We start from the raw sequence: 16291 nt of genomic DNA, 5'->3' as shown, positions 1-16291 counted from the left end.
CAACCTAGATTCTTGAGGGAGAATCCAACTCGTTCGGATTTTTTTGTTGCTATAGTGACCATAGTTTTCATATATGTGGCTGCTTCTAGCTGTGAATTGGAGAGCAAGACGAAGACTCCTGAGGGAAAAGCGGGATAGGTGAGACCCCCGCAGGAACGGAGGAGACGAGGAGGCTCAGCGCCCTCACGCAGAAAACGAAGTCTTGCACGGAAATCAACAGCGGTGTCTCGAGCAGTTTAGCTCTTTTATCCAATTTGTTCTTCTTTAGATTGCATTGATTTTGTTATGTCGCAATCTCATCTTTTATGAAAAAGCGTCTACCCGTGCATTCGGTGCCAAGCGATGGTAAAATGAAATGTAAAGAGCTGTAAATAAGCGGACGAAGCGATAAGAGCTTCGTTATCAAATACATAGAATGAAGTGGTAAGGAGGAAAAGATCATGACAAAAGGAATTGCTCAATACGAAGTAGGAGAGCAAGTTGATCTTTATTTTTTAATTAAATCCTCAACGAGAGGAATTGCAAGCAATGGAAAGCCATTTTTAACGGTAATCCTGCAAGATAAAACAGGTGATATTGAAGCCAAGCTGTGGGATGCTTCCCCAGATGACGAGGAAAATTATGCTGCTCAAAAGATTGTGCGAGCTGCTGGAGAAGTAATGAATTACCGCGGGCGCAACCAGCTGAAAATACGCAACATTCGGCCTGCACAGCCCCAAGACGGAGTGCGCACATCTGACTTTTTAGAAGTGGCGCCTTTATCTCAAGAAGAAATGGTCGAACATATTACAAAGAGTATATTTGAAATGAAAAATTCGAATGTCCAGCGCATCACTCGCCATTTGTTTAAAAAATATCAAACGGAATTTCTAGAATATCCGGCAGCAACTAAAAATCACCATGAGTTTGTATCAGGACTTGCCTACCATGTGGTGTCTATGCTGAAGCTGGCTGAGTCATTTTCAACCCTTTACCCAAGCTTAAACCGCGACTTGCTGTACGCTGGAGTTATTCTTCATGACCTTGGCAAAGTATTTGAACTTTCAGGTCCTGTTTCGACGATATATACAGTCGAAGGGAACCTGCTTGGCCATATTTCGATTATGGTGAATGAAATTGGAAAAGCGGCAGAAGAATTAGCGATTGAAGGAGAAGAGGTTATGCTTCTTCAGCACCTTGTGTTATCGCATCACGGTAAGGAAGAGTGGGGAAGTCCGAAAAAGCCGTTAATTAAAGAGGCTGAGATGCTTCATTTGATTGACAATGTAGACGCTAAAATGAATATGCTGGACCGCGCATTAACAAAAGTGAAGCCCGGTGAGTTTACAGAGCGTATTTTTGCACTTGATAATCGCTCATTTTATAAACCAACGATTGATTAAAAAGGTATAAGTCTTTCTTCCTTCGCATATAGTGGTTGTAAATAACTGTGATGGGGGATCAATATATGGTGACACTACCAATTTGGATTTATTTAGTTGTAGCAGGCATTTTCTTTAGTGGATTTATGGCGATTCGTGCTGCACAACATGATAAGCAAGTGGATGATTCGTTTATTGAAAAAGAGGGACAAGTCTTCATCGAAAGAATGCAAGTGGAAAAAGAAAGACGCAACAGCGATTCCATCTGATTATATAAAAGAGCCTGTCACATGAGTGACAGGCTCTTAGCATTACTGCTGAGGAGTTTCTACGCCAGATTGACTATCTGTCGCACCTTCTTCGAAAATTGGTTTTACATCCTTATCTTTTGGTTTCACTTTTGCTTTATCAAGCTCTTTTTGAATCTTCTTGTTCGCTTCTGCTTGATCTACTTTTGAACGTTTGATTTGCTGCTCAAGTTCGGGTTTCTTTTTCTCAAACGATTCTACTTTCTTTTTATCGACTAGTTTAATGATATGGTAGCCGTACTCTGTTTTGATTGGTTTACTTACTTCACCTTTTTTCAGCTTGTAAGCCGCTTCTTCAAATTCTTTAACCATTTGGCCTTCACCGAAGTAGCCTAAATCGCCGCCGTTAGCTGCAGACTGCTGATCGGTTGAATATTCTTTTGCTAGACTAGCAAAGTCCTCGCCTTTTTTGATTTTCGCTTCTACTTCGTTTGCTGTCTTTTCGTCTTTTACTAAAATATGACTTGCGCGAATTTGAGGTTTTTGAGCTTTATATTCATCATAAGCTTTTTTCAGCTCTTTGTCCGATACCTTAATGCCTGCCGTAGCAGCTTTTTCACGGAGAATATCGACTTTTAGCATATCTTTGACTTCTTTTTCGCCTTTTTGCTTAATAACTGAATCCACCTGATCACCGTATTGTTCTCTTAGAATGTTCAGCTGCTGATCAAGCTCTTTATCCGTTACTTTATATTTTTTACTCAATACTTTTTCTTCGGTAACGCTTCGTACGAGTGTATTAAATTGATCTTGTCCGATTGTATCTTTCATTTGCTTATACAAATCACCTTGAGTGATATTGCCTGCTTTTGTTTCTACAATTACTTTTGAAGAATCGTTTGCATTTGAAGCATCATTTCCCCCACTGCATGCTGATAAAGCAACGAGGCTGGCTGCCGTTGTTAGTGCAACTAAGCTTTTTTTCATACGTAAACACTCCTACTCATCATTTTTACTTATGTAGCTTGACTCAAGATTTACTATATCACATTTCCTGATGTTAGCAAATGAAGTTAAAACCACGTAAATTTACATTTATTTTCCACTAAGCATGGAGTGATTATACGCTGATGATGGCTTTTTTATAAAGCGTTTTCAAAATGGTGGACAAACTCACAGAGTAATCTCCAAACGAGAAGCAAGAGAAATAAATTATGGAGTTTGGGCTAAAAGCCTAGACGTTTTTTGAGCTGATGCATAAGATGCAGTATTAGTAAACAAAGGGGGTGCTCAAATGAGCGGAGGCGGATATGGAGGCGGTTTTGCACTATTAGTTGTACTGTTTATCTTATTAGTCATTGTTGGTTGTGCATGTTACCACTAGGAAACAGATGAATATAAAAGGAAAGGGGCGATAGATATGGGTTCTTACGGATGCGGATACGGCAGTGGATTTGCGCTATTAGTCGTATTATTCATCTTATTAGTTATCATCGGAGCTAGCTGTTTTTGCTAAGCCTATAAAAAAGCGGTGAGACATCTCACCGTTTTTTATGTAAATGATACTTCAATATAAGATGAAACTAATAAAATGGTAATTAATACATTAATCGTACGAAAAACTTTAGGCTGTTTTTCAGCTGGAATTTCTTTTTGAATACACAATGTATTTGTTAGTGCATTGATGTAGAATAAAATGAATAGTGCAAATACAATAAAGAATATGTACATAAAAATCCCCCTAACAAAATCAGTGTGACGAAGACAAAAAGTCTTATAGTCATTTATATAGTACAGCTTTGTATGAATTTACAAATATCTATATTAACATTACCAAAAAAGCGGTAAAATAGATAGTTATATATACAGTTGAGCAAAGAATTTCAAAAGGTATTTACACAGAAATGCGGTTTTTATTTTATAAAGGGTAGTTAAGAAGTTGAGAAATAGGTTTTAAACGAAATAGCAAAGTGAATGGATAAGAAATGAGTAACAATTACCCATTGTGCAAAAGGATTGTTAAAAAAGACAGAGGGATTTATATTAATATATGCAGTGAGTACATAATCAGTATATGAAAATCTTTATACGGTGCTACTTAAACAGGAAATGTGAATGACGCAGAAAGAATTATTTGGAAGAACATGAATGAATCATGTACAATATGGAGTAGAGGTATATGAACGTTGAAGGAGTAGGGGAAGCGGATGGAAACTTTAGAATCTCGAGTATCACGTTTAGAATATTACATAAAACTGTTATCTGGGACATCTGAACAAGAAGCTAAACCATTTATTGATTTAGTGGTAAGAAATCAGCTTACAAAGAAGGAAGTAGAGGAAATTTTAATTCTGTGTGAAGATACAAAAAACGAATATATTGAGCAAAAAGCGGAAGGTCTAACAGACTTTGTTCCGCTTCTTACACAATTTGTTGGCATGCTGAATTATAAATTAACTCCCAGAGAGACGGTCGAATCGCTTCGTTATCAACCTTCTTATCAAGATGTGATGAATGAATTTTTTGAAATTATTCAATGGATAAGGGACTAACCATTAAGAGTTTGAAATAGTCTCCTGGTGGTTCTCTTTGTCTTTCTTGACGAGCTTGCCATCTTCTTCAGTGAATTCTTCTTCGATATGATGGAAAGATCGCTCGAAGATATCCATAAAATCTTCACCGTAAATTTTGCGGATGACGGTCATCAGTTCCATAAATTCAGGGAATTTGCCGTACAAGTCGCGCAACGGAAGTGCGCCGCTGAACACTGAATTATTAGAAGGTTCGTAATGTTCCATTAAATCTAATAAAATGGCCTCGCCTTTATCTGTCAGCTGAATGTACGTATTTCGCTTGTCGCTTTCTTTTTTAGAAAACTCAAGTAAACCTCGTTCTTCTAGTTTTTTGGAGAAGTTAAATGCAGTAGAAACGTGCATAACTCCAAACTTGGCAATTTCGGAAATGGAAGCCCCGTTTAAATGATATGAAATCCATAAAATATGATGCTCGTTAATATTAAGGTCATAAGGCTTAATCCATTGCTGCCAATCCTTCTCTACGGTTTTCCAAAGGGCTTTACTTAATTGGGCAATGCGTTGGCTAAATAGAAGTGCTTCTTTCAAACTGTAATCTTGATCACTAGTCTTTTTCATCTTCTCCCACCTACTTAGTCTCTTTTTTTATTTATCTTCTATTATGCCAATAAAATAAAAAATTATAAAGATGTAAATTTACAAAATTTTAAAAAATTAAAAAAGAAGGCGTTTCAACCTTCTTTTTTGTCAATTTTTTCATTGGGATTTTTAGTTGTCTGTACATGTTCCTCAAGGTTTGACAAAGAATTTTGGATTTCTTTCAAATGATGCTGAAGGGATTCCTTATGAGGGACAATTTCTTCTTTAAACTGACCAAGGGTAGTAGAAAGGTCACTTGCGATATTTTTCACTATAGTATTTCCTTCTCTGGCGGTCATTTGTACTTGTTGAGAAACAGCTTTTATTTTTGTTGAGAGCTCTTGTTGTGAAGCGTTAACTCGGTCTTTTCGAGAGCTGACACGCTGTTTAAGTTCTCGTCCTGAATATGGAGTAACAAGAAGCGTTGTAATAGCGGCTACGGTGCTTCCGATTGCTGCTCCAGCTGCTAGTTTTTTCATTCTGCTCATTATTTATTTCCTCCTATGTAGTAAAGTAATTGCTAACACTTCCTTCTGACATAATCATAAAAAAATAGCATAGATTTATACAAAAGAAGGAGGTTATCAACATGGGGTAGCTTTATTCATTCTTTTGATAATTAGCCTGAGTTTTTTTCTGGCTGCCTTTAAATGGTTTAGCCTTACGACTAGAACGGCATCATATCCACCTAAACATGTGCTGAAACAAAAGTCTCTTACATGTGCGACAGTGGCTTTTGCGAGTTTTTTATTGGCGCTTATACTTTATTATGTAACCTAGGATGGAGAACTTAAACCTTTATTACATAGTAAGTCTTCATACCTATTGTATGAGCTGCAAATGAAATTTAAGTGAAAAGCATTCTGTACCATTTCTTTTTAAACAAAAAGTTAAGAGTCGAACTGTAGATTGTTTCTAAAAGATCAGCAACATACTATAAATGAACCGTTTTATCTAAAAGCCCGCCACGCTTTGGCGAGCCTGAGCTTTTGGTGTAAAAAAAGAGCCTGATTCTTAATTAAATCAGGCTCTTGACGTTACGATAATTTTGCTTTGATGCTTGTGCGTTTTAGAACGGATTGAACAATTGGATAAATAACGACCATAACGATTGTGTTCACTACTGTTGCAGGTAATACAACCGCAGCAACAAGCGCCATGACGCTGTTTCCGCCCGGTAAGCCGACGATTAGCGCGGCAGCAGACAAGAATACGGTTCCTGATACGAGTGTGCCAACAGCTGTTAAAGCAGCGGCAACGGGTGTTTTAATGCCTATTGCTTTTTTCACAAGCATAAATAATGCAAAGAAAACAAATGCTGTAATTGGTTTATCAATCAAGTTTGCAATTTGTCCGCCAGGAAAGCTTGTTGTTAAAGCAGAAATAACCGCTGTGGTTAAGCTAACCAATGCAACATTTTTTATGCTAGGAAACAACAGGATTGCTAAAAACATCATTGTTAACATCATATCTGGCTTCATTCCAAATAAAATAGGAGGTACCACCGTGTGGAGAACCGCTCCAATTCCGACTAATAACGCTAAAGAAACTAAAACCTTTGTATTCATTTCTCATCTCTCCTCTTCTAAGCTAAGCTCGAAATATACCAATAGTGCGTCTATGCCCATTGCATATATTTACATACTGATTGTAACATATTTATGTGAAAAAAGGATCAGTTAATTCTGCCAATTATGCGTTTGCCTGTGCAAATTCATCCATAAAGGCGGCAAGAGCTTCACACGCTTCAAGCGGTACAGCATTGTAAATAGAAGCGCGGCATCCGCCGATTGAACGGTGTCCAGCTAATCCTACGAAGCCTTTTTCTTTTGCTTGCTGTAAAAACGCAGCCGTTAACTCATCGGTTGGTAAAGTAAACGTTACGTTCATAATTGATCGGCTTTCCTCTGTAGCGTGAGGGGTATAGAAACCATTTGAACGTTCCATGCTTGTGTAGAGTAACTTAGCTTTTTTATGATTTTGGGCTTCAATTGCTTTAACGCCACCTTGTTCTTTAATCCAATCTAAAACAAGTGAAAGCATGTAAATGCCAAACGTTGGAGGAGTGTTGTAAAGAGAGTTGCTCTTTACGTGTGTCTCATAATTCAGCATTGTTGGTAAACCTTCAGGAATACGTTTAAGCAATTCTTTCTTCAAAATGACAACCGTGACACCAGATGGTCCGAGGTTTTTCTGAGCACCAGCATAAATGAGTGAGAACTTAGATACATCAATTTGACGGCAAAGAATGTCGCTTGACATGTCGGCAATTAAGTCTACTCCTTCGATAGAAGGGTAGTCAGCCCATTGTGTACCAAAAATGGTATTGTTGGACGTGATATGCAAGTACCCAATCTCTTCTTTTGGAAGCTTTACGTCATCTAAAGCTGGAATAGAGCGGTAGTTCTCTTCTTTAGTAGAAGCAACAACTGCTGTTTTTCCAAGTTTCTTTGCTTCTTTTAATGCTTTTTCCGACCATGATCCGGTTAGTACATATGCACCGACTTGATCGGGAGCTAAAAAGTTCATTGGAATCATAGAGAATTGCAGGCTTGCTCCGCCCTGCAGGAATAAAATTTCATGTGTATCTGGAATGTTAAGCAATTCCGTGAGTGTTTCTTTAGCATGTGTTAATACATCTTCAAACTCTTTGCTGCGATGTGATAATTCCATCACAGACATACCTGTATTTTTAAAATTAACTAGCTCCTCTTGAGCAAGTTGTAAGACAGGTAGGGGAAGCGCAGACGGACCTGCATTAAAATTATAAGCTCTGTTTAACGTAATCACATTAATTCCTCCTCAAATTAGTTCGAACACTCATCATACAAAATGGCTAATGACTGATGTCAGAAAGAATATCATTATACTATCATGAAAACCATTGATTGTGGAGGTAACTTTTCAAAAATTTAAATTAATCTGTAAAGAGAAAATAATAGAAAAAAGATAAATAAAAAGTATACGCAAACATGTTTTGGCAAACATGTAAATGAAATGTTTATATGCTATACTGATGGAAGAAATAATGTGGAGGAACAGAATGAGAGTATTAAAATATGCCATATTAGGGCTCTTAGATCAGAAGGAGCTCAGCGGGTATGACATTACCAGACTTTTTAAAGAAGAGGTCGGTAATTTTTGGAGTGCTAAGCACAGCCAGATTTATCCCGAGTTAAAGCGATTAACAGAAGAGGGATTTATTCGCTATGAAACCGTGATTCAAGGCAAGAAATTAGAAAAAAAGATGTATTCGATAACGGAAGAAGGAAGAGCTGAGTTAAGCAAGTGGCTCACTACGATTGATCCTATTCCTGAAACAACTAAAGATGAATTTATGTTAAAAGCTTATTTTGCTTCATCCATGTCAATAGAAGAGTTAAAGCAACAAATAGATAACCAGCTATCAAGCAGGAAAGTGAAGCTAACTTTTTTAAAGAAACGAATGGATGACCTTTTGGAACAAGTTAATCATCACATTACCGTTTCGTCTCCTCAATTTGGTCATTATTTGGTGCTATCTCGCGCTCAAGACCGGGAGACAAGCTATATCAATTGGCTTGAACGTACGCTGAATTTAATTGAAAAAGAACAATAAGAAAAGGTGAGCGGATCATGACTTGGTGCATAAAATCATTTCAAGAGCTGACAAACGATGAGCTTTATGAAATTCTACAGGTTCGCACCGCTATTTTTGTTGTCGAACAGAAGTGTGCTTACTTAGAAGTAGATGGAAAAGACAAACTTGCTTATCACTTGTTCAAAAAAGAGAATGAGAAAATTATCGCATATCTTAGAGTTTTACCAAAAGGAATTAGCTACCAGGAAGCTTCTCTTGGGCGCATTATTGTAAAACAAGCGCAGCGCGGTACGGGTCTCGGAAGAGAACTAGTAGCAAGAGGAATTGATTTTTTAGAGAATGAATTGCACGAGAAGACAATTAAAATTCAAGCTCAAAGCAGACTTCAAACATTTTATGAATCGTTTGGTTTTAGACCTGTTTCCGATATTTATTCAGATGAAGGGCTTCCCCACGTAGATATGCTAAAGACACCTTAGAAACTTCACCAATTGTGTGAAGTTTTTCTATTTCTGAAACGGGTAAGGTGAAAGAAAGATGTTAGGCTTTAGTATTGCGCAGATAGAATCGATATGACTACTACTAAATTAGTAATTTATGAATAAGATAGATAATGAATTTGTTTCTTTTTGCTTATTCTTTGATTTTAAGTAAGTGATATATTGAAGAAAGTAATAATATTGTATATAATGATTTTTGTAACAAAAATGTAACAATTACGTAATATTCTTAATGTTGGTTCAGAAAGAAATTTGTTGTACATATTGCTTGGAGGCATTTTTATGAGTGCAAAGGAAAAGAAAAATAGGTATATATATAGTTTGGATGGACTTCGAGCTTTCGCTGTTATGTCTGTCATTGCATATCACTTAGGATTTGGATGGGCATCTGGAGGATTTCTAGGAGTTGACGTTTTCTTTGTATTATCAGGGTATTTAATTACCTCGATTTTACTGGTGCAATCTTGGGAAAATCCTTTGAAAAATTTGAAGCATTTTTGGATTAGCCGAACGAGAAGACTTCTTCCAGCTGTGTATGTGATGGTAGTATTAACTGCAGCTTGGGTTATTTTATTTAACCGGCCATTGTTAACAACGCTACGAGGCGATGCATTATCGTCTATTTTTTATATGAGTAACTGGTGGTTTATTTTTCATAAAGTTTCATATTTTGATAGTTTTGGGTCACCGTCACCATTAAAGAACTTATGGTCACTGGCTATTGAAGAGCAGTTTTATATTGTGTGGCCACTTGTTTTATTGTTGGGTTTAAAATTTATCAAAAAGAGAGGAATTCTTTCTCTATTCATTTTAGCTGGAGTAATGGCCTCAGCTATTCTAATGTCTTTTTTATATGAGCCAGGAGGAGATCCTAGCCGCATTTATTATGGAACCGACACTCGGCTGTTTGCCCTTTTAATCGGCTGTTTACTTGCATTTGCCTGGCCGATGTATCGTTTATCATCAAAAAATCTTCCAGCCGTAGGCAAGCAAGTATTAAACGCGGTAAGTATGGTGAGTTTCTTTGTATTTATTCTCTGCGTATGGAGCGTTGATGAGTATACTCATGCATCTTTTCTTTATCAAGGTGGAATGCTGCTGATTTGTTTAAACGCTGCTGTACTGGTTGCAACGATTAGTCATCCTAGTAGTTTTTTAGGAAAAGCTCTGTCGTTTAAGCCGCTTCGCTGGCTTGGTACTAGATCATACGGCATCTATTTGTGGCATTATCCGGTTATTGTTCTTACAACACCTGTATCCGAGATTGGCCGCCCGGTCTATTGGCATGCGCTGCTACAAGTAGGCCTTACATTTATCATTGCTGAACTTTCTTACCGTTACATCGAAGTGCCTATCCGCACACGCGGCTTTCGCTATTATTTCCGGCACTACCATCCGAGAGAGCTTTTTAAATGGCGTAATCTCTCTCGTTCGAGACAAGCGGTTTTGGGCAGTCTCATTTTCTTTTTGGCGCTGTTTACAGCGGATATGACAAGCTTTGCTATTAGTACGCAGCAAAAGGATGAAACGACAGCGAAAGAGACAGAGGTTAAAATTCAAACGAATCATAAAGAAAATGCTTCAACTTCTGTCAAAGACAAGAACAAAGCGGATGATAAAAAAGCAGAGAACGCGGAAAAGAGTTCCGGGGAAGAAAAATCTGATGCCAAAGAAAAACAGCAGCCGAATTCTTACAGAGATGTCCTTGCGATTGGAGACTCGGTCATGCTGGATATTGCTCCTAATCTTAAAGAGATGCCGCTTAGTATTACGATTGACGGAAAAGTAGGAAGGCAGCTCAATGAAGCACTGCAGCTAACTCCTAGCTATCAAGCATTTAATAATCCGAACAGCGCAGTGATTATTGAGTTAGGAACAAACGGCTATTTTACAAATGAAGAACTTGAACAACTGTTAAAAGCTTTTTCACACGCGGATGTTTACTTAGTGAATACGCGCGTTCCTCGTTCGTGGGAAAGCACCGTGAACAAGAACTTGAAAGCTGCTTCTGAAAAGTTTGATCACGTCACGCTCGTAGATTGGTACTCAGAGGCTTCTAAGCACCCTGAATACTTTACATCAGATGGTGTCCACTTGGTACCTGAAGGATCAAGAGCATTAACAAAATTGATTGAAGAACGTATGAATTTAGAAGTTAAGGCGGAAAGTCGTTCATAATAAGTGAAAAGCTGTACGATGTTTTGTATCACAAACTGATTAAACATGTGTTAAATGAATAGATAAAACAAAAAAAGCTTACATGTGTAAGCTTTTTTTGTTTCAAGAAAGGCGAGAAGAAATATTGCCAGCGATTTCTTGAAGTTTTTCAGGCGTGTATTCGCTTGTATGCTCTTTCCATACAGCACCGAATCCATCGCCTTCCCCATAGCGAGGAATAATGTGCATATGATAATGAAACACGGATTGACCAGCTTTTTCACCATTATTATTTAAGATGTTTAAGCCGATTGGGCTGTATGTTTCTTTAATTGCATTTGCGATTTGAGGAACCACTTCAAACAAATTGCGCGCAATTTCCGGCGTTAGTTCGTGAATGTCTTTTTTATGTACTTTTGGAATCACCAGCGTATGCCCTTTTGTTACTTGACTAATGTCTAAAAAAGCTAATACATGTTCATTTTCAAATACTTTTGCACCTGGGATTTCACCGCGAATAATTTTGCAAAAAATACAGTTTTCATCATGTGTGCTCATTATATTCACCTTCCGTTACCAATATAAATGTATGGGTATACATGTACGTTTATTTTACCACAAAGTAGGAATGCAATCAGCAGACAAGAAATAGCTGTTGGCATTTTATACACAAAAACGGGATGCAAACGATTATGCATCCCGTCATGTGAAGAAGGAAAAAATAGCTTTTAATGCAGCATATGATCTTTAAGGAACACCTCATTTACGTAATTGCATTGCCTAATGAAACAGTAACTTGAAAAAGTATATTCTCTTTAACAAACACCTCATTTAAGCATTGAGCTAAAAAAATATACAATGTGAACGAAATCGTTCTTGGTCTTTGACAAACACCTCATCTACACAGTAATAAATGAACATTATTGTCTACCCATTATATATATTCTTACTACGTTCATGACTACCATCCCCTTATGAATCAAACATACATCGATTTACAATAAGGTTTTCTGAAATATGCCTGCTGTAGACACCTCATCCCAAATGTAAGAAGCTTTGTAATGATTAGTTGTAATCAATAACTTGTTTTCCTTCTTCCCTATATAGAATGTCCCGATATTTCGATTATATTCTGGAAAAATTAACCGAAAAAAATTGAAAACAATGTGAGGAAGAAAAAGATTTGGTACAATAGAGCAAATAGCGCTTGCGCTTGGAGACAAAAAGAACAAATAAAAGGAGATCGTGATGGGTTCTTTATTGCAAATTAACAATATTACAGGGGGATATACAAAAACTCCCGTCTTAAAAGATGTATCGTTTGATGTAAATGCAGGTGAATTAGTCGGGTTAATCGGGTTAAACGGGGCCGGCAAAAGTACAACGATTAAACATATCATTGGATTAATGGAAGCAAAAAAAGGAAGTGTATCCATTAATAATAAAACCTTTCAACAAGATCCAACAGGTTATCGAAGTCAGTTTACGTTTATTCCAGAAACTCCTGTGTTATACGATGAATTAACATTAAAAGAACATTTAGACCTTACAGCTATGGCTTATGGACTTGAGCCTCAAACATATGAAGCCCGTCTGCAGCCGCTTTTAAAAGAGTTTCGTTTAGACCGGAAGTTAAAATGGTTCCCTGCGCATTTTTCAAAAGGAATGAAGCAGAAGGTTATGATTATGTGCGCTTTTTTGGTTCAGCCGTCTCTTTATATTATTGATGAACCTTTTTTAGGTTTAGATCCGCTGGGTATTCAATCTTTACTTGATTTGATGACGGATATGAAAAAGCAAGGTGCAGGCATTTTAATGTCCACACACATTTTGGCGACCGCGGAACGCTACTGCGATAAATTTGTTATTTTACATAACGGAGAAGTAAGAGCGCAAGGAACGCTTAAAGACCTTCAAGAAGAATTTCAAATGCGCAATGCTACTCTTGATGAAATTTATATTGAATTAACAAAGGAAGAAGGCTATGAGTAAGATTGATGCATTATGGAAGCAACGGTTTCAGCAGTATTTAGTGGATATAAGAAGATATACAAAATATATCTTAAATGACCACATTAAATTAGTGTTAATTTTTGCAATTGGCGGTTTGGCCTACTATTATCAACAGTGGTTGAGTACATTAACACCTGCGTTTCCTTCGGCTGTAGTGATTGCGATACTTATGGGATTGATTTTAACCATGGGTCAAATTCAAACGTTTTTAAAACGACCTGATTTAGTCTTTTTACTTCCTTTGGAGACGAAGCTTCAGCCTTATTTCAAAAAATCTTTTTGGTTTACCTTTACGATTCAGCTTTATATTTTATTATTTGCAACTGGTGCAGCAGCACCTCTTCAAGTAAAGGTAATGCATGATTCTTACTCAAACGTTTTTGTGTTTTTTCTGCTATTACTCATCTTGAAAGTTGTAAACTTAGGCATGTCTTGGTGGGCTGTATGGTTTGAAGAAAAGTGGGCGAAGTGGACAGATTATATCGTCAGGTTTTTCTTGAACGCAGTTTTTACGTACTTCTTATTTTCCCATGCATACGCATTCTTTACAGGAATCGTAGCGGTGATTATGATTGCGCTAGCCATTTATTATCGCTCGCTTACAAAAAGAAAGCCGATCAAATGGGAAAAGCTAATTGACTTAGAAGAAAAGCGCATGGGCTATTTTTATCGATTAGCTAATTTATTTACGGACGTTCCTCAGGTGAAAGAGCGAATCAAACGCCGTAGATATTTAGATTGGCTAGTAGCACGTATTCCATTTCGTCAAAGTGCCACTTACCATTACTTATACACCAGAACATTTTTGCGATCAGGAGATTATTTAAGTTTGCTCGTTCGCTTAACTGTCATTGGCGGATTTTTAATTGTAGCTGCGCCGTTTCAATACGGCAATATAGTGGTTGTTTTATTTGTTGTATACATGACGGGTTTTCAATTACTTCCGCTTTGGAAGCAGCACAAACAGATTTTATGGCTTTCTCTTTATCCGGTTGAAGCTAAAGAACGGAAAAAGGCATTTTTGGACGTATGGAAAAAAGCGCTGTATGTACAAATTCTTGTGCTCGCCATAGCGGTGGCTTTTTCTAATATAGTTGCTGCACTGCTTTCCGTGGCAGCAGGTGCTATATTTATTCACTTATTTGTACATGCATATGTAAATAAAAAATTAACGTAAAAAAAAAGCTCCGAAAGGAGCTTTTTTACGTTTTTAGACTACTTTGGAGACGAAGATAATATACGGAAGCGATAGACGTTCATTGCTACTTTTGTGAGATGGTCAAGAAGCTGATAATTAGCATATGCACCTATAACAGCTCCAATTCCCGGCATAAGCTGAAACATTTTCACAACATCAATGTAATCACGGTATTCTTGTTGAAAAGCTTTCCAATCAAGCTCAAGAAGTTCCTCTTTCTTTTCTTCCCAGTTTTCTACTACTTCGAGCAGCTTCGTTCTATGGTCGTCGCTGCAAAAGGCAAGATGAAAAATATACAGCATATAAATGCGTTCTTCTTTTTCTTTTACATCAAAACCATACGTAGCGGCAATGTCAAATAAGCACTTCATTTTTATGGAAAGAAGAAGCGGGAAATCTGCTGCACCTAAAAGGATACCGCCTGCACCAGTACCAGCTCCTTCTACAGCAGCTGTTTTTTTGTACTTAGGTATGAGTTCCAAAATTCTGTTCTCTTTTTCTTCAAATGAAAGACCGCTGACATCTCTTTTTTTAGTGGTGAAATCGGATCCAACAAGCGTGGTTTCAACCATTTTTTTTATGCTTTCAGTCATAATTTTATGGACTTTAGCAGGGATTTTTTCATTTATTTTAAGCTGTAAAGATTTTGCGGTCCGTTGAAATTTAGAAGGTCGTTTCAACATGCTGAATTTCCAATGTTCAGCTTCTTGTAACACTTTTTCTTCATACGTATTCAAAAAAATCACCTCATTTCAGTCGATATAAATACTACGTTTTAAGTGAGGAAAAGGTTCCTCAAATAAAACAACAAGCACTCGTCTGCTTATCTGTACGAATGCTTGCTGAATGATTAATTCGCTTTTATTACGTTTTTAGAAGGAGCTTGTTCTCTTAAATACTCAACAGCAGCCGTACCAAGCGTTTTAGCTGCGATAAGCATTGCTTTTTCGTTAAAATCAAATTTAGGATGATGATGAGGATACGGAGCATCTACACCTTCTGGCTGAGCCCCTGTAAAAAAGAACGTTCCTTTAATATGCTGCAAATAATAAGAGAAATCTTCCCCAGTCATGTGAGGCTCCGTTTCTTCGACTGTATGAACTTCATCGATTTGAGAAGCAGCAGAAGCAAGAAAGGCCGTTTCTTCCGGGTGGTTGACGACGGAAGGATAGCCGCGCGTATAACTCAGTTCATAAGAAGCGTCAGCTGTTAAGCATGTACCTTGGACAATTCGTTTGATTTCTTTTTCTACGTCATTTCGTACATCTTCATTAAATGTTCTTACCGTTCCAATTAGTCGAGCAGAATCAGCAATAATATTAAATGCATTTTCTGCTACAAAAGAACCTATGCTCACAACCGCTGAATCAATTGGGTTTACACGTCTGCTTACAATTTGCTGTAAATTAACAACAAGCTGAGAGGCGATGACGATTGAATCTTTTGTTTTGTGAGGCTGTGCACCGTGGCCGCCTGCTCCTTTGATCGTAATTTCAAAGCGATCAGCAGCAGCCATAATAGGGCCCGTTCGATATTGAACGACACCAGTTGGAGTTAATGACCATAAATGCGTTCCGAATATCGCGTCTACACCGTCTAAGCATCCGTCTTCAATCATGGACTTGGCGCCTCCGGGTGCGTACTCTTCGGCGTGCTGATGAATGAAGATGATTTTACCAGGGAGAGAATCCCTTATTTCAAAAAGCGCTTTAGCAAGGACTAAAAGAGTAGCTGTATGACCATCGTGACCACACGCATGCATTACACCGGGAACAGTTGATTGATATGGTGCATCTTTTTCATCTTGAATAGGCAGGGCATCAAAGTCGGCTCTCAAAGCTACAGTAGGACCAGGGTTTCCTCCTTGAATGCTTGCTACAATGCCGTTTCCTCCTACATTTGCTCGGTAAGAAATACCGATTTTGTCATAAAAAGATCGAATGTAGGCAGCGGTTTGAAATTCTTTAAAAGACGGTTCTGGATACTGATGCAGATATCGGCGGACTTGAACCATTTCATCAAATTTTTCTTCAAGTAAAGTATGTAGCTTGGAATTCACGT

At 37.6% G+C, this 16291-nt stretch carries 20 protein-coding genes; 11 read left to right on the top strand and 9 right to left on the bottom strand.

Annotation, left to right across the window (positions count from 1 at the left end):
- Window positions 1-440 precede the first annotated feature (440 nt).
- Both yhaM and AC0KUU_RS26490 read left to right on the top strand, forming a co-directional pair.
- The gene (yhaM, locus tag AC0KUU_RS26495; RefSeq protein WP_013055309.1) at window positions 441-1382 is read left to right on the top strand and encodes a 3'-5' exoribonuclease YhaM; all 942 of its coding nucleotides are present in this window, start codon (window positions 441-443) and stop codon (window positions 1380-1382) included.
- 65 nt (window positions 1383-1447) lie between these two features.
- Window positions 1448-1630 carry a sporulation YhaL family protein gene (locus AC0KUU_RS26490; RefSeq protein WP_013055310.1) on the top strand — a complete coding sequence of 61 codons (183 nt, stop codon included), beginning with the start codon at window positions 1448-1450 and terminating at the stop codon, window positions 1628-1630.
- Between the two features lie 42 nt (window positions 1631-1672).
- On the opposite strand, the gene AC0KUU_RS26485 is transcribed toward AC0KUU_RS26490, so the two are convergent.
- Entirely contained in the window at window positions 1673-2596 is a 924-nt protein-coding gene (locus tag AC0KUU_RS26485; protein ID WP_016762972.1) for a peptidylprolyl isomerase, read from the bottom strand.
- Between the two features lie 307 nt (window positions 2597-2903).
- Here AC0KUU_RS26485 and AC0KUU_RS26480 point away from each other — a divergent pair, with 307 nt between their 5' ends.
- Window positions 2904-2993, top strand: coding sequence for a YjcZ family sporulation protein (locus AC0KUU_RS26480; RefSeq protein WP_016762973.1), 90 nt, complete (start codon window positions 2904-2906; stop codon window positions 2991-2993).
- A 36-nt stretch (window positions 2994-3029) separates the two neighbouring features.
- Entirely contained in the window at window positions 3030-3125 is a 96-nt protein-coding gene (locus AC0KUU_RS26475) for a YjcZ family sporulation protein (protein ID WP_016762974.1), read from the top strand.
- 35 nt (window positions 3126-3160) lie between these two features.
- Here AC0KUU_RS26475 and AC0KUU_RS26470 read toward each other — a convergent pair whose 3' ends face one another.
- On the bottom strand, window positions 3161-3340 hold the full coding sequence (locus AC0KUU_RS26470; RefSeq protein ID WP_013055312.1) for a hypothetical protein: 180 nt from the start codon (window positions 3338-3340) through the stop codon (window positions 3161-3163).
- Window positions 3341-3816: 476 nt separating this feature from the next.
- Between AC0KUU_RS26470 and AC0KUU_RS26465 the strand changes: the two genes are divergently transcribed.
- Window positions 3817-4161, top strand: coding sequence for a DUF1878 family protein (locus tag AC0KUU_RS26465; protein ID WP_013081673.1), 345 nt, complete (start codon window positions 3817-3819; stop codon window positions 4159-4161).
- A gap of 3 nt (window positions 4162-4164) precedes the next feature.
- Here the strand turns inward: AC0KUU_RS26465 and AC0KUU_RS26460 are convergent, their stop codons facing one another.
- Window positions 4165-4761 (bottom strand): HTH-type transcriptional regulator Hpr, encoded by a 597-nt coding sequence (locus tag AC0KUU_RS26460; protein ID WP_014461677.1) that lies wholly within the window; start codon window positions 4759-4761, stop codon window positions 4165-4167.
- Between the two features lie 113 nt (window positions 4762-4874).
- Window positions 4875-5270 (bottom strand): YtxH domain-containing protein, encoded by a 396-nt coding sequence (locus AC0KUU_RS26455; RefSeq protein WP_013055314.1) that lies wholly within the window; start codon window positions 5268-5270, stop codon window positions 4875-4877.
- A 73-nt stretch (window positions 5271-5343) separates the two neighbouring features.
- Here AC0KUU_RS26455 and yhzF point away from each other — a divergent pair, with 73 nt between their 5' ends.
- The gene (gene yhzF / locus AC0KUU_RS26450) at window positions 5344-5562 is read left to right on the top strand and encodes a membrane protein YhzF (RefSeq protein ID WP_464722081.1); all 219 of its coding nucleotides are present in this window, start codon (window positions 5344-5346) and stop codon (window positions 5560-5562) included.
- 257 nt (window positions 5563-5819) lie between these two features.
- On the opposite strand, the gene AC0KUU_RS26445 is transcribed toward yhzF, so the two are convergent.
- Together AC0KUU_RS26445 and serC are read right to left on the bottom strand one after the other, a co-directional pair.
- Window positions 5820-6350 carry a tryptophan transporter gene (locus AC0KUU_RS26445; RefSeq protein WP_322551710.1) on the bottom strand — a complete coding sequence of 177 codons (531 nt, stop codon included), beginning with the start codon at window positions 6348-6350 and terminating at the stop codon, window positions 5820-5822.
- A gap of 124 nt (window positions 6351-6474) precedes the next feature.
- Window positions 6475-7572 (bottom strand): 3-phosphoserine/phosphohydroxythreonine transaminase, encoded by a 1098-nt coding sequence (gene serC, locus AC0KUU_RS26440; protein WP_098332973.1) that lies wholly within the window; start codon window positions 7570-7572, stop codon window positions 6475-6477.
- Between the two features lie 253 nt (window positions 7573-7825).
- Here serC and AC0KUU_RS26435 point away from each other — a divergent pair, with 253 nt between their 5' ends.
- The 3 genes from AC0KUU_RS26435 (at window position 7826) to AC0KUU_RS26425 (ending at window position 11040) form a co-directional block, all read left to right on the top strand.
- Complete coding sequence (locus AC0KUU_RS26435; RefSeq protein ID WP_025752934.1) at window positions 7826-8380, top strand: PadR family transcriptional regulator; 555 nt, start codon at window positions 7826-7828, stop codon at window positions 8378-8380.
- Between the two features lie 17 nt (window positions 8381-8397).
- Complete coding sequence (locus AC0KUU_RS26430) at window positions 8398-8841, top strand: GNAT family N-acetyltransferase (RefSeq protein WP_013081678.1); 444 nt, start codon at window positions 8398-8400, stop codon at window positions 8839-8841.
- 303 nt (window positions 8842-9144) lie between these two features.
- Window positions 9145-11040, top strand: coding sequence for an acyltransferase family protein (locus AC0KUU_RS26425; RefSeq protein ID WP_043981713.1), 1896 nt, complete (start codon window positions 9145-9147; stop codon window positions 11038-11040).
- A gap of 102 nt (window positions 11041-11142) precedes the next feature.
- On the opposite strand, the gene AC0KUU_RS26420 is transcribed toward AC0KUU_RS26425, so the two are convergent.
- A complete protein-coding gene (locus AC0KUU_RS26420; protein WP_014461670.1) occupies window positions 11143-11577 on the bottom strand; it encodes an HIT family protein in 435 nt (144 codons plus the stop codon).
- A 690-nt stretch (window positions 11578-12267) separates the two neighbouring features.
- On the opposite strand from AC0KUU_RS26420, the gene AC0KUU_RS26415 reads away from it, so the two are divergent.
- Together AC0KUU_RS26415 and AC0KUU_RS26410 are read left to right on the top strand one after the other, a co-directional pair.
- A complete protein-coding gene (locus AC0KUU_RS26415; RefSeq protein WP_043981714.1) occupies window positions 12268-13011 on the top strand; it encodes an ABC transporter ATP-binding protein in 744 nt (247 codons plus the stop codon).
- Window positions 13004-14209: an ABC transporter permease gene (locus tag AC0KUU_RS26410; RefSeq protein WP_237075254.1), complete on the top strand. Its 1206-nt coding sequence runs from the start codon at window positions 13004-13006 to the stop codon at window positions 14207-14209. Before AC0KUU_RS26415 ends, AC0KUU_RS26410 begins: the two co-directional genes overlap by 8 nt.
- A gap of 38 nt (window positions 14210-14247) precedes the next feature.
- On the opposite strand, the gene AC0KUU_RS26405 is transcribed toward AC0KUU_RS26410, so the two are convergent.
- Together AC0KUU_RS26405 and AC0KUU_RS26400 are read right to left on the bottom strand one after the other, a co-directional pair.
- Entirely contained in the window at window positions 14248-14967 is a 720-nt protein-coding gene (locus tag AC0KUU_RS26405; protein WP_165575579.1) for an EcsC family protein, read from the bottom strand.
- A 113-nt stretch (window positions 14968-15080) separates the two neighbouring features.
- The gene (locus AC0KUU_RS26400; RefSeq protein WP_322551711.1) at window positions 15081-16289 is read right to left on the bottom strand and encodes a M20 family metallopeptidase; all 1209 of its coding nucleotides are present in this window, start codon (window positions 16287-16289) and stop codon (window positions 15081-15083) included.
- Window positions 16290-16291 lie beyond the last annotated feature (2 nt).

Source organism: Priestia sp. ST2 (assembly GCF_055810735.1).
This window is presented reverse-complemented; position numbering and strand designations above follow the sequence as displayed.

Bases quoted from the DNA above. Each gene is read 5' to 3' on its own strand.
- AC0KUU_RS26490 (WP_013055310.1), top strand. From the start codon at position 1,448: ATGGTGACACTACCAATTTGGATTTATTTAGTTGTAGCAGGCATTTTC.
- AC0KUU_RS26445 (WP_322551710.1), bottom strand. From the start codon at position 6,350: ATGAATACAAAGGTTTTAGTTTCTTTAGCGTTATTAGTCGGAATTGGA.
- AC0KUU_RS26410 (WP_237075254.1), top strand. From the start codon at position 13,004: ATGAGTAAGATTGATGCATTATGGAAGCAACGGTTTCAGCAGTATTTA.
- AC0KUU_RS26480 (WP_016762973.1), top strand. From the start codon at position 2,904: ATGAGCGGAGGCGGATATGGAGGCGGTTTTGCACTATTAGTTGTACTG.
- AC0KUU_RS26455 (WP_013055314.1), bottom strand. From the start codon at position 5,270: ATGAGCAGAATGAAAAAACTAGCAGCTGGAGCAGCAATCGGAAGCACC.
- AC0KUU_RS26475 (WP_016762974.1), top strand. From the start codon at position 3,030: ATGGGTTCTTACGGATGCGGATACGGCAGTGGATTTGCGCTATTAGTC.
- AC0KUU_RS26465 (WP_013081673.1), top strand. From the start codon at position 3,817: ATGGAAACTTTAGAATCTCGAGTATCACGTTTAGAATATTACATAAAA.
- AC0KUU_RS26425 (WP_043981713.1), top strand. From the start codon at position 9,145: ATGAGTGCAAAGGAAAAGAAAAATAGGTATATATATAGTTTGGATGGA.
- yhaM (WP_013055309.1), top strand. From the start codon at position 441: ATGACAAAAGGAATTGCTCAATACGAAGTAGGAGAGCAAGTTGATCTT.
- AC0KUU_RS26485 (WP_016762972.1), bottom strand. From the start codon at position 2,596: ATGAAAAAAAGCTTAGTTGCACTAACAACGGCAGCCAGCCTCGTTGCT.
- AC0KUU_RS26470 (WP_013055312.1), bottom strand. From the start codon at position 3,340: ATGTACATATTCTTTATTGTATTTGCACTATTCATTTTATTCTACATC.
- AC0KUU_RS26460 (WP_014461677.1), bottom strand. From the start codon at position 4,761: ATGAAAAAGACTAGTGATCAAGATTACAGTTTGAAAGAAGCACTTCTA.
- AC0KUU_RS26435 (WP_025752934.1), top strand. From the start codon at position 7,826: ATGAGAGTATTAAAATATGCCATATTAGGGCTCTTAGATCAGAAGGAG.
- AC0KUU_RS26415 (WP_043981714.1), top strand. From the start codon at position 12,268: ATGGGTTCTTTATTGCAAATTAACAATATTACAGGGGGATATACAAAA.
- AC0KUU_RS26420 (WP_014461670.1), bottom strand. From the start codon at position 11,577: ATGAGCACACATGATGAAAACTGTATTTTTTGCAAAATTATTCGCGGT.
- AC0KUU_RS26430 (WP_013081678.1), top strand. From the start codon at position 8,398: ATGACTTGGTGCATAAAATCATTTCAAGAGCTGACAAACGATGAGCTT.